This is a genomic window from Anaerosolibacter carboniphilus, assembly GCF_014205875.1.
Classification (GTDB): domain Bacteria; phylum Bacillota; class Clostridia; order Peptostreptococcales; family Thermotaleaceae; genus Anaerosolibacter; species Anaerosolibacter carboniphilus.
Genome location: NZ_JACHEN010000014.1, coordinates 42495 through 55765, shown reverse-complemented (window position 1 = coordinate 55765; position 13271 = coordinate 42495). Strand labels below are relative to the sequence as shown.

At 31.9% G+C, this 13271-nt stretch carries 10 protein-coding genes and 2 pseudogenes; all 12 read right to left on the bottom strand.

Annotated elements, in window-relative coordinates; genetic code table 11:
• Positions 1-72 precede the first annotated feature (72 nt).
• Positions 73-1914: a nucleoside-diphosphate sugar epimerase/dehydratase gene (locus HNQ80_RS12070; RefSeq protein ID WP_184310917.1), complete on the bottom strand. Its 1842-nt coding sequence runs from the start codon at positions 1912-1914 to the stop codon at positions 73-75.
• Between the two features lie 159 nt (positions 1915-2073).
• A pseudogene (locus HNQ80_RS12065) lies at positions 2074-2613 on the bottom strand (UTP--glucose-1-phosphate uridylyltransferase); the annotation flags it as partial.
• Positions 2614-2836: 223 nt separating this feature from the next.
• Positions 2837-3130, bottom strand: a complete 294-nt coding sequence (locus HNQ80_RS12060) for a transposase (protein WP_184310916.1) — start codon at positions 3128-3130, stop codon at positions 2837-2839.
• 89 nt (positions 3131-3219) lie between these two features.
• Positions 3220-3348, bottom strand: a pseudogene (locus HNQ80_RS26580) (UTP--glucose-1-phosphate uridylyltransferase); the annotation flags it as partial.
• Between the two features lie 5 nt (positions 3349-3353).
• Entirely contained in the window at positions 3354-4880 is a 1527-nt protein-coding gene (gene murJ / locus HNQ80_RS12055; protein WP_184310915.1) for a murein biosynthesis integral membrane protein MurJ, read from the bottom strand.
• Between the two features lie 40 nt (positions 4881-4920).
• Positions 4921-6534 carry an asparagine synthetase B family protein gene (locus HNQ80_RS12050; protein WP_184310914.1) on the bottom strand — a complete coding sequence of 538 codons (1614 nt, stop codon included), beginning with the start codon at positions 6532-6534 and terminating at the stop codon, positions 4921-4923.
• Positions 6535-6637: 103 nt separating this feature from the next.
• Positions 6638-6919 carry a glycosyltransferase gene (locus HNQ80_RS12045; protein ID WP_184310986.1) on the bottom strand — a complete coding sequence of 94 codons (282 nt, stop codon included), beginning with the start codon at positions 6917-6919 and terminating at the stop codon, positions 6638-6640.
• A gap of 593 nt (positions 6920-7512) precedes the next feature.
• Entirely contained in the window at positions 7513-8724 is a 1212-nt protein-coding gene (locus HNQ80_RS12040; protein ID WP_184310913.1) for an O-antigen ligase family protein, read from the bottom strand.
• A 232-nt stretch (positions 8725-8956) separates the two neighbouring features.
• The gene (locus tag HNQ80_RS12035; RefSeq protein WP_184310912.1) at positions 8957-10051 is read right to left on the bottom strand and encodes a glycosyltransferase; all 1095 of its coding nucleotides are present in this window, start codon (positions 10049-10051) and stop codon (positions 8957-8959) included.
• A gap of 38 nt (positions 10052-10089) precedes the next feature.
• Positions 10090-11226: a DegT/DnrJ/EryC1/StrS family aminotransferase gene (locus HNQ80_RS12030; protein ID WP_334297387.1), complete on the bottom strand. Its 1137-nt coding sequence runs from the start codon at positions 11224-11226 to the stop codon at positions 10090-10092.
• Positions 11226-12143, bottom strand: a complete 918-nt coding sequence (locus tag HNQ80_RS12025) for a UDP-3-O-(3-hydroxymyristoyl)glucosamine N-acyltransferase (protein WP_184310910.1) — start codon at positions 12141-12143, stop codon at positions 11226-11228. Before HNQ80_RS12025 ends, HNQ80_RS12030 begins: the two co-directional genes overlap by 1 nt.
• A 29-nt stretch (positions 12144-12172) precedes the next feature.
• Entirely contained in the window at positions 12173-13258 is a 1086-nt protein-coding gene (locus HNQ80_RS12020) for a Gfo/Idh/MocA family protein (protein WP_184310909.1), read from the bottom strand.
• Positions 13259-13271 lie beyond the last annotated feature (13 nt).

Genomic DNA, 13271 nt, shown 5'->3' with positions numbered 1-13271 from the left:
TATCATTTTTCTAAATATCTATACAAACAAAAAAACCTTTCAAAGAATCACTTCTTCAAAAGGCTTTTCTGTCTAACTAGTCCTTTTATACGTAGGCACCATATGCTCAATATAATCCCTCAAATCATTATTTTCATCCAATAGAATTTCCCTTAAATGATTTAACTCTGATATCAACACCTTATAATCAATAAAGATAGGCTTTCCAATAAAGATCTTGTGATGTTTCGTTTCTGTTAAACCTTCTTCATCCATTAACAACTCTTCATAAAGCTTCTCTCCAGGCCTTAACCCTGTAACTTGAATGTCAATATCCTTGTATGGCTCAAAACCAGATAACCTGATCAAATTCTCTGCCAAATCAATAATCTTTACGGGTTGTCCCATATCCAATACAAATATTTCTCCACCCTTGGCCATGGCACCAGCCTGAATTACCAGTTGGACAGCCTCAGGAATCGTCATGAAGTACCGAGTTACCTCTGCATGGGTAACCGTCACAGGTCCTCCATTTGCAATCTGCTTTTTAAACAATGGGATTACACTGCCATTGCTTCCAAGAACATTTCCAAATCGAACCGCCACAAATTCCGTTTTGCTATTTCTACTCATCGCTTGCACAATCATCTCAGCAATACGCTTTGTCGCTCCCATCACATTGGTAGGGTTAACCGCCTTATCCGTAGAAATGAGTACAAACTTTTCAACGCCAAATACACTAGCTATCTCAGCCACATTTAGAGTTCCAAAAACATTGTTCTTGATGGCTTCTTTAGGGCTTTCTTCCATTAAAGGCACATGCTTATGGGCTGCCGCGTGGAAAACCACTTGGGGCTTATATTTACTAAAAACCTCATGGAGTCTTTGCTTATCTCTAACAGATGCAATTAATACCGTTAGATCTAACTCTGGATAGTTTGCAGCCAATTCATTTTGAATGTCATAGGCATTGTTTTCATAAATGTCTAAGATCAATAGCTTCTTGGGATTAAACTGGGCGATTTGTCTGCATAATTCAGAACCGATGGATCCGCCACCCCCTGTTACAAGCACAAGTTTGTTCTGCAAATAGGAGCTCATTTCCTCTAGATCAACCTTAACAGGATCTCTCCCCAATAAATCCTCGATATCCACATCTCGAATTTGGCTGATGCTCACTCTCCCATCAATTAATTCATATATTCCAGGTAATATCTTTAATTTACACTTGGTCTTACTACATTCTTCTACGATCTCACGAATCTCACTCTGGGAGGCTGAAGGGATTGTAATGATAATTTCATCAATACGTTTGCTTTCGGTGATCTTTCTGATATGATATCGATCCCCTAGAATAGGTACCCCATTAATCTTTCTTCCTATCTTTCTTTCGTCATCATCGATGATTACTACGGGCTTACTATTCAGGTCATCATGATTTTTCAATTCTTTAATAACCATCGCCCCAGCCTGTCCAGCACCAATGATCATCACTCGTTTGAAGTTTTTTCTTCTGTTCAATCCATTCTCTCTTATACTACGAGATGCTCGATAACTAAAGCGGATACCCCCAATGAGGATGATGTCGATCATAAATGTCAAAATATAGATACTTCGTGGCAAGTGCTGCTGCATAATAACCATATAACTTACTGTTCCTGCCATAGCAAAAAAGGATGTCGTAATAATTTGAACGAATTCCTCTATACTTGCATATTTCCATAAATTGTTGTACAGTCCTAATCCATAAAATATAACGATCTTGATCAGCGTTACTGTAATAATACTCTTGATATAGACTGGAAAATATTGCATTGCTATACGATGGCTTATTATGTGTCCATCAAATCGAATGGCAAATGCAAGAATAAATGATAGATTAATACACACTGCGTCTATGAATACCAGTAATAAATTCAAAACCTTATTCTTCATTTTATTCACCCCGATATTATAGTCTATATTAACTATATAATTTTACCAGGTTTGTGTCAATGAAATGAAGTAGATTGCAAATAATTCTCATCTTTGCTTATTTCTAGATAAAGAAAAAACGGCCCAAGCTTCATCCATCTCACCGTTTTTTCTTTATACTTATTCTATTGTTTTTGCAGCCTCTTTATATATCTCAGACCCTAATTCGCTATTTATAAGTTTCACAAGATAATCTCTGAATTCATTTCTAAGATCATCTCTTCTTAATGCAAACTCTACAGTAGCTTCTAAAAATCCTTGTTTATCCCCTACATCATATCTCCTTCCCTCGAAATTATAGGCATACATAGTTTCTCGTTGAGCCAATTCTTTTAGTTCATCCGTTAACTGAATTTCTCCACCCTTTCCAGGCTTTGTATGCTCAAGTATTTCAAAGATAACTGGATTGATAATATATCTTCTTAAAATAGCCACATTAGAAGGAGCATTTTCAACAGCAGGCTTTTTCACCAAATCTTTCACCTTATATACTCTACCTTCTATGTGTTTTCCTTCCACAATACCATATTTATTCACGTCTTCTTGCGCTACTTCCTGCACTCCTAAAACTGTAGTCTTATAATCTTCATAAGCCTCGATCATTTGCTTTAAGCAAAGCTTGTCTGCATGAACTATATCATCTTCTAAAAGTACTGTGAATAATCCAGATAGTTTTGAGCCACCATTCCGGCAATGAGTCAGTTTGATAAATTTCCCTTAGAATGTAGATATGCACTAGTTTTAGTGTAAGTTCATTATACCGGGATGCGAAAGCAGTGGCTCTCAGAGTACCATGATGGCTCTGGTAAATGCACATAGTGGCTCTCAAAAATCGGAATGGTGGCTCTATGGCATCATATTATTCACTTCAAATATTGGAATCTTACACATTCTTTTTCTTCAAGAAGGCCCGGAATTTTTTTAGCAGTTCCAACTCTGCTCTAAGATCTTCATTTTCACGCTTAAGCTTTTTAATTTCATATTGAGAATTGTAAAGTGTGCTTCCATGACCTGGAAACGCACTTTCCTCATATTCTTCATATTCACCTATCCATCGATAAAGGCTATTGTAATGGATAGATAATTCCTTTGCAACCTCAGCAACAGACATATTATCTTCCAAAACTAATTTCACTGCAGCCATCTTAAATTGACGATCATAACTTCTTCTACCCATAAACTGTCACCTTTTTCCCTTAACTTAGTGTCCAGTTTATTATGCCATTTCCATCAGGCTGACATTTGGAATGATATGAAAAATAGGGTCAGATCATACCTTTTACCAATGAAGTCATATTCGTACATAGATTCTTTAGCGGCTAGGACTTTAAGGGCATCAGTGAGTTGAATCTCTCCACCTTTACCAGGCTTCGTTTCTACTAAAATATCAAAAATTGATTTTATGCAGCTCCTCTTCCTAGCTTCTTCTTGATTGCTCCAACGATTGCGTCAACATCTTCAATCTTCATAAAGTAAATAATCCCAAAGTATGAAACCGCTCCGACCCCGATTGCTATTAAGAGTGAAAGGTTCTGTGATAATGAAGTTGTTAAGTAATTGAAGCTCATTTTGGAGAAGAAGCCCATAAGCAATGAGGCAAATAGAATTTTTAGAAATGAAATGCTGATTTGCTTCATGCCGAATGGACCTATTTTCTTTCGTAAGCTTATAAATAATAATAATGTTGTCAATGTAGCTGCAATAGATGTTGCAAGTGCCAATCCACCTATTCCTAAATATTTAGAAAGTATAAAATTTAAAAAAATATTAATAAACATACCTATACTTGCATTTATCATAGGTGTAGTAGTGTCATGCATTGAATAGAAAAATCTTGATAATACTTCCCTTAATCCAAACCCTATCATCCCAATTGAGTAAAAAAATAAAGCTGATGAAGTTATATTAACAGCATGTTTAGAAAATGCGCCCCTTGCAAATAACAACTCGATTATTTCTGTTGAAAAAATCATAGATCCTACTATCGTAGGTATAAGTAATATGCTTGTTATGTTTACAGATTCTGCTAGTACTTTTTTTAGACCTTCCGTATTATTACTGGATGACAGTTTAGAAATAACAGGGTATATTACAGTAGATATAGACACAACGAATATTCCATGAACAAACATATTAAGCCGGTTAGCATATGAGAGTGCAGAAATTCCACCAGTAGTAATATTTGAAGCTATAGTTCTATCAATTAAAATATTTATTTGATTTACCGATATTCCCAAAATTACAGGCAATGAAAGAATAATAATCTGTCTTAAATGACGGTCATTAAGCTTTAAGACTACTCTATACTTAAAATTCTTATTTTTAACAAGCCAGTATAAAAATAACATTTGTGTCAATGTAGCGATTACCATTCCGACAGGTAAAAAAAGTACATTCTTATAGTAGCTTGAGCATATTATGCTCAATATAATAACTAGATTTAAAGGTATCCCTGAAATTACAGAAGCAATAAAATTGTTTTTTAACTGCAGGTATCCTCCTAAAATATAAATAGCACCATTAAACAAAATGCCAAAAACGCTTATTCTCGTAAATAATGTAGCTAAATCAAGTACCTCTCCCTCAAAGCCAATTGCAAAAATCTTAACTATCGGTTGAGCAAAAATATATACACCTATAATTATAAAGAAACTTATAATTAGTACAAAGTTAATTAGATTATTGGTAAAATTATCTGTTGATTCCTCCCCATAATGTTCCATTACACTGTTGCACACAGGAATATATGAAGTAACAATTCCATTAACCACAAAAGCAAATATAACAGAAGGTATAATAGTAGAAATCAAATAAATATCACTTATTTGTGTTGCTCCATAAAAATATGACAACACTAGGTCTCGAAAAAATCCAAACCCTTTTGATATAATTGTTATGAGCATCACTATTATTGCAGTTTTTTTCATAAAATCAGACCTTTTCTCTCAATACAGCTTGTATTTATTATTAATAATATTCTTTTTCTAACAATTCTTTCAATTTAGTGATTTCTTTAATATTGTAAAGCATCCCCATCTCTGTAAAAATATGCGATGTTACAGTATTAGTTCTGTATCCCTTAGTTAAATATAATATCTTTAAATAGTCTTTCAAATTCACGGAATAAAAAGGATTTTTCTCTCTAATAAATTCTTTAAGTTTTTCTAAAGGGTAAAAAAACTCAATAATTGGCATAAAATGATTTTTAATTAAGTTTATGCTCTTACGATATAAACTTTTATTGTTTGCACTAAGAAATTTTTCATTCTTTACATACTCATAGTATAGCTTTCTATTACATCTCAGGTTAGAAGGTACTCTTAGCCAGAATTCTACAAATTCGTTATCCCATAAAGGTAGTCTCCATTCATTTCCAAGATATTCATCATAACACCTTACATCATTTATGACATATTTTGATTGTCTCTCTCTCCAGTTAAAACGTTCACATATATCATGACATTCATCATATGAATATATTTGTTTGTCCCCGATAAATTCAACTGCGAATCTTCTAAATAAGTTTTTTTGTCCAAATTTTTTACCAAAAATCATATAGTGTGTATCAATTATAGAATCTATTATAATATTTTTCTCGTGTTCTTTTCCTTCTTTAAATCGAGAATCAAAATGTTCTCCTTCAACAACATCTCCTGAATTTCCCGTTAGAAAAATTGCATCTTTTGGAATCAACCCTCTTTTTATAAATTCCTCTGCTACAATTCCTTGGTAATAAGGGCTACATATCCCATTTGCTGCTTTTATAATATATTCTCTAAATTCTTCTTCTTCCAATTTTTTTCTAAAATAATTTTTTGAAAAATTAATCAAATACCATTTTAAACCTAATGTTGAAGCTACATTTTTAGCAGCAATAACTTCTTTATCCTTTTCCTGACCAAAAGATATGCAATACATATTTTCGTAACCTAACCTTTTTAACATCACTGCAACTAATCTTGAGTCATATCCACCACTTAAAAATAAAACCACTGGCTTCCCATTTAAACTCTTAATTAATCTTTTAAATACATTCACTAGTACAGCATCCAATTCTTCACATAACTCTTTATTGCTTTTTTCAAAATCAGCAGAATGTTTATGAGAATAATATTGACGCACTTCTATGTCCCCAGTCTTATTATCAACAATTAAGTATTCTCCTGCTTGAATTTGATATATATCGTTGTAAATAGTTTTTTTCCCAGTTACAAAACCTGTTGCAATGAGTTCTTGTAAACTGGTTAGCTTTATTTCTTTGTCATAACAAAGATTCTTTAAAGTTTCAATATTATCGCTAATAAAGACTTTTTGTCCAATTTTTGTATATAGAAGTGGAAAGCTCTTTATTCTATCCACAGCAACATAGGTTTTTTCCTTACACTTCGAAACAATTGAAAAGTTTCCATTCAATGCCTTAAGTTTTTTTTCGAAGTTTTTTTCATTTATATCTGTAAAAAAAATAAGAGTTTCTTTTTTCTCGTAAAATTCTTCATCAATAAAATACCATCCTCGGAAATAATTCTCACAACTCTCTTGCCATTCTATAGCTTTATGTTCTGATAGTATTATATCTATCAAAAAATCACCACCTTACATTATACATATATATCATCTAAATAATTGATAACTTTATTCCAAATATAAGCAAATTGAATTTTAGCTATATTTTTCGTTTTTAAATCTAATATTTCTTTATTAAAATAATAGCTTTTATGCAGTCCCTAATATCCTCAACATTATTTCCATCAACTGAAAATCCGATATTATGCTCTTCAACAAATTTTTCAACATTAGAACCTTTACTTACAATAACTGGGGTCTTAGCTAGAATGGCTTCATAAAACTTAACAGAAAACGACAATTTATTTTGAATGTTGTCCACTGGGTATACAGCATATAAAACATCCGTATTTTGATAAAGTTCTCCAATTTGAGATGCATTATAAGTGTCAGTTACTTTAATATTATTATAATCAGATTAAATATTATATAAATCTTTGTAAGCTACTCCCATTCCATGTATCAGAACTTCCACATTTTTCATGTCTTTACATGTGCATCCATAAGGTTTTTTAGTTCAGAGTATTGTCTAACAGATCTAATATAAGCTATCCTAAGACTATCCGAATAGTTCTTTTTTACGTCTTTAAAATACCCCTTATCAAGGTAATTGGGCAAATAGACTGATTTAATTCTATACTTATATTTTACTACTTTCATTTGCACTTCATTAACATAAATAATTGCATCAGACTTTTTCTGAAAAACGAAACTATTAATCGTATGATATATCTCAATTTTTGATTTTTCCCTAAAACTTCATAGAATTCATGCAGATAAAAGATTAATTTTGTTATTTCTATTTGAGAAAAATCCTGCAATAATTCCATCTAAGTCATGACAGTGTAGATAACTATAATTAGTATCAAAGATGTATCTTCGCACCTCCAATACAAAACACAGAAAAGCCACTAATTGTTTTAAACCTGAACCATACTTAGCAGATGGAAAGAATCGCTTTATTTTCACTCCATCTATTATTTCTAATAAAAAAGATTACTCAACTCTCGAAGCAAATTTCTTCTTTTTACGCCTGAATGTACTAAGTAATAGTCCTACTAAGATAAAGAAACTTGGTTTCTGTATATAATCTCCAGAAATGAAATATAAAACAAAAGAAGAAGACATAAAAATTAATATTAAATCTCTGGTAAATTTATCCTTAACATAAATAATACGTATTTGAATCATAATTGTTAATAAGGTAATAATACCTCCGAAAATTACACCGAAAGATAATAACAGCTCTATAACCATATTATGTGGCCCTTGTCCTTTACCTAACCATCCACCCATTATTCCCCATCCTATTATTGGTCGTTCTCCTACTAAGTTAAGGTAGTATCTAAAAATTTCCATTCGACCAGCGTCATTAGTTATATCGCTATTAAATAGCAAAAATAAAGTTCGGCTATAATAACCCCTCTCGGCCAATGCTTTTAAAATAAAATTACCAATGGTATAATAATTAAGATATAGTATAGATATTATTGTGATTGAAAATAATAATAGCGAAAGTTTCTTAGCAATACTCACTTTACTGAATAAAAATTTGAATACGATATAACTAAATATTGAAAGAATAGCTCCTCGCGATCCGTACAATAATACTAAAGCAATTTGTATTATTGATAAAAATAAGTACTTCATCTTTTTGGAATTCAACCATTCATTGACATGGAATAATATGGGTAAAAGTAATGCATAAGAAAAAGACATGCTGTACACTCCAATATTATTACCAAGGAAAATCATTAATATTAATAATGTTGACATTAAAAAGGAAAATTTTAAAAACATATTGTATAAATATTCTTTATTATTGATTGAAAATGCATAAACACCTAATGGTACTGAAATTAATGCAGCCCATATGAAATTTTCATACAATAATGAACTTTCAGCATTTTGCATTAAAGCACTAGTCAAAAATAATATCAAAGTTATACCCTCAGCAGTAAAAAAAGCCTTCAAAGACCTATTCAACACTATCGAAAATGATCTCAAAAAAGTTACAACCAATATTAATCCAAAACTTATACTCATCAAAGAATAATATTCTAATGGAATAGGAAATATATGTTTTGAAGAAAGATTTAAAATTTGTACTAGAAAATATGAAACAATAAAGATAGCAATTTTGTTTTCTTCATTTTCAACTTTATTTATTTCATTTTTAGCATAAATTGGGGATCTATTTAGTGTCATAATTCATTCTCCAATTTTATTTTATATTATCTAATATTTTTCTATTTATAGTCCACCTATTAGTTCTCTATATAATATCCACTTCAGAAGATACGAGAAAATGTACTATTTTATATTTAATTCGTTAATTAACTATATTTACCATTCACCTAGAAATCTAAAATATCCTTAACATCCGCACTAAATACTTTTAATTGCCTTTTAGTATAATTTATTATCCTCTATTAATTTTTTAGGTGTATAATACATCTAGATTTTTAACAACTTCTTCCCAGCTATAATTAAATTGAATCTTTTCTAAGTTTTCAACCTTTTCTAGAAGAATTTGTTTGTTATTATTTATATATGATACTAGGTCTTTAATTTCTTCTTCATTCCCACCATCAACTACAAATCCTATATCATGCTCAGCAATAAAACCTTCTAATACTGAGCCTTTACTGACAATTACAGGAGTTTTAGTAATAATCGCTTCATAAAATTTCACAGGATATGACAGTTTATTTTGTATATTATCCATAGGATATACAGCGTAGAGTATGTCAGTAGCACAATACAAATCACTACTTTGTGTAAAATCAAACACACCAGTTAAAATAGCATTTGAATAGTTACCAATAATTTGTTTCAGTTTCTCATAAGCAACTCCCATACCATGTATTGCTACGAGTACGTCATCCATATCTTTGCATGCATCTATAAGATTTTTCAGTTCATTATACTGTCTAACTGAGCCAATATATGAAATCCTGAGCTTATCATCAGGAGCTTTATATTTCATATCGTAATTGCTTAACTCAGGGTAATTAGGCAAATAAATAAGCTTTTCATGGTTCTTCTTACTTGTCCTCGTTGTTTGTACTTCATTAACATAAATTATCCATTTAGATTTATTTTGGAAAACTGAAACAATCCATTTTATTAATCTTCTATTTTTGTTGTTACTATTAAGTCCCTCATAAAATTCGTGCATATCGAAAATTAGTTTAGACTTCTTAGATTTTCCTATATACCCAGCAATCACGCCATCCAAATCATGACAGTGAAGATAACTATACTCAACTTTGCTAAGATACTTTTTAATTTCTAGTATAAATTTAATATATGCTTTTATTTGCTTTATTCCTGTTCCATACTTTGCATACGGAAAAAACCTTCTTATCTTTATACCATCCATTTCTTCAATTGCTTTATTAATATATTCATTTTCTCTATCCCAGCATAGAATCTCAACCTCAAACCCTCTACTAACAAGGTACTTTGCTTCTTTATGCACCCTTACATCTGGATCATATCTATTAGTCACAATCATTATTACTTTCTTCATTCAGCACCATCCTAAGAATCTAATCATTACCTACTTCATTATCTATTCAAAATTTTCACAATAGAATTACACACTTTTTCAACATCTATTTCTCTTATATAAGGATGAATTGGTAATGACAGCACCGTATCACAAAGCTTATTGGTTACTTCAAAATCACTATCATCATATTCTAACGCCCTAAATGCATCTTGTTTATGCATAGGTTTTACATAATAAATCATACTCGGGATTCCATTTTCTTTTAACTTAGTTTGCAAAGCATCTCTTTCTTCTCTGCTTTTTAGTTTAATTGTATATTGAGCGAAGCTAGATACATAACTATTAGGAATAAATGGCGTTTCAACAATACCCTTAAGTCTCTCTGTATAAAACCTATACACTCTATTTACATCATCAAGTTCATGATTAATAAACGCAGTAAGTTTTACATTTAGTATTGCCGCTTGAATTGTATCTAATCTTGAGTTAACACCAATTCTAACGTTATCATATTTATTTTCTCCTTTCCCATGTACCTTGTAAGAATTAAGCAGATCTGCTAAAGCATCATCGTTCGTAAAAATCGCTCCTCCATCTCCATAACATCCCAATGGTTTCGCAGGAAAGAATGATGTTGTTGCAGCATCTCCGAAACTACAGGCTTTTTTCCCGTTGATGCTTCCACCAAATCCTTGAGCAGCGTCTTCAAGGACTTTTAGCTTATATTTTTTTGCTATCCTTTCAATCTCAATATGATCTGCCGGAAGGCCAAATAAATCTACTGGGATGATAACCTTTGGATTTAGCTTACTTTCTTTTAATACTTTATTTATCGCTCTTTCAAGTTTAACTGTATCAATGTTGAACGTGTCTCTATCTACATCAACAAAAATGGGTGTAGCACCCCTAAATGACACAATTTCTCCTGTCGAAAAGAATGTAAAGTCAGGAACAAAAACTGCATCTCCTACTTTAATATCCCAAGCCATCATAAGAAGCGTCATGGCTTCAGTCCCATTTGCGCAAGTGATGCAATGTTTAACGCCAACGTATTCAGCTAATCCCTTTTCAAGTGTATCTACTTCTTTTCCACCGATAAAATTCGTATTATTTAGTACTTCCTGAATTGCTGAATCAATCTCATTTTTATATTTATTATATTGAGCCTTTAAGTCTCTAAATTCCAAAGCCATCACTCCTTGTTATTACTCAATGATTTTTTTAAATTTTTCATAAATATAGAATGTTCAATAGCAAAATTACCAGTATAGCTACCTCCGTCTGGAATAGACTTAGTAACTACGGAACCAATGTTTGCCCTAGCATTATCTCCTACTGAAACTCCATTTGTTATCGTTGTTGCAAATCCAATCCAAGTATTTTGTCCAATTGTAGTTCTGCCTCCTATTCCTACATTTGCTACAATCATTGAATTTTTACTAATTTTGACTCCATGAGCAATATGAACCAAATTATCTATCTTACAATTATCTCCAATAATAGTGTTATCCCAATCGTACACTCCTCTATCAATACATGTATTGTATTGTATTTCTACATTATTACCTATTATAACGCCTCCTGCGTGGGCGACACTTAATATTCCTTTCTCAGTTTTTTTAAATTCATACCCTTGACCACCAATAATTGATCCGGCTCTAATTATTGAATTATCACCAATAGTTGTATTCTCACGTACAACTACAAACTCTTCAATAACTACATTGTTGCCGATTTTTACATTATTTTTTGAAATGCTTGCTAAATTACTAATATCACAATCATTACCTATTATTGTTTTTTTCTTTTCTTCCGATTTATCACGTCTATCTGATAAGTAATTGTGGATATGAAAAAAGACTTCGCGCGGGTTGTCTACAATACAAATTCCATAGTTTGTACCCTCTAGCAATTTCGCTATATTTTTGTTTGTTATTATCATTCTTACGTTTGTTTTTATATCATCAATATATTTCTCATCATCTAGAAAAACACATAATAAACCATTAACATCTGAAGCTGTCAAACCAAGATAATCAAAGTTTTTTTCGTTATTTATAACTGCATCTTCAAAACAATTGTATTCTTTAAATATATTACTTAGCAACATATAATTGCCCTCCCCCCAAAAAAATTTTATTATTCTTTTTCAAACCTTCCTTTAAAATCTAATGTACTGCATTTATCAAGTGGGAGTTTTACACTCTTTCCTTCAGCAGCAGATTTGTAAATAGCAAGAACAAGTTCTAGTGCGTTTCTTCCATCAACCGCTGTTACATAAGGTTGTCTATCATTCTTGATTGCATCAATCACATCTGCATAAAGTGGATTGTGCCCAAAACCATAAACATTTGGCGGATTCTCATGATATTTTTCTTTAACGTCTTCTGGATCATCCAGTTTGTCTGCAAACTGCCATTCTTCAATTAAGTTTACAGACTTCCCTCCCGCTTTAACTGTTCCTTTTTCGCCAAAAATATATAGGGTTTCTTCAAGGTTTCTAGGATAGATATTTGTAGTACCCTCAATAATTCCATAACTTCCATTTGGAAATTTCACTAAAGCCATCCCTAAATCTTCAGCATCAATAAACCCGTGGATGAGATTATCTGTCATACCTACTACTTCGGTGATTTCATCACCCATCATCCACCTTAAAAGATCAATGTTATGAATACACTGGTTCATTAAGGCACCGCCATCTTGTTCCCAAGTACCTCTCCATGGTGCCTGCTTATAGTAGTCTTCTCCTCTATTCCATCTGATGTGGGCGGTACCATGCATCAATTTTCCAAAACGGTTACCTTCAACCGCTTCTCGAATCTTCTGTATAGATTTATTAAATCGATTCTGGTGACATGCACTTACCTTGATATTCTTATCATTAGCCTTCTCAATGATCAAGTCAGCTTCTTCTAGAGACAGAGCAATAGGCTTTTCAATGATAAGGTTAGCATCTGCATCAATACAATCCAGAGCAATCTGACCGTGTTTTCCACTTTCAGTGCAAATTGCTACAAGTTCTGGTCTTTCAATATGAAGCATTTTTTTATAGTCAACATATTTTTTTGTATCTATTGGAAGATTGAATCTTTGGATCGTAGCATTCATCTTAACTTCTTCAATATCACATAGTGCTACAATCTCAAGTTTGTTTTCAAGTGCAGCTGCTATATGATTAGGTGAAATCCTTCCACATCCAATAATTGCGTATTTTAAACTCAATGTAAATCCCCCC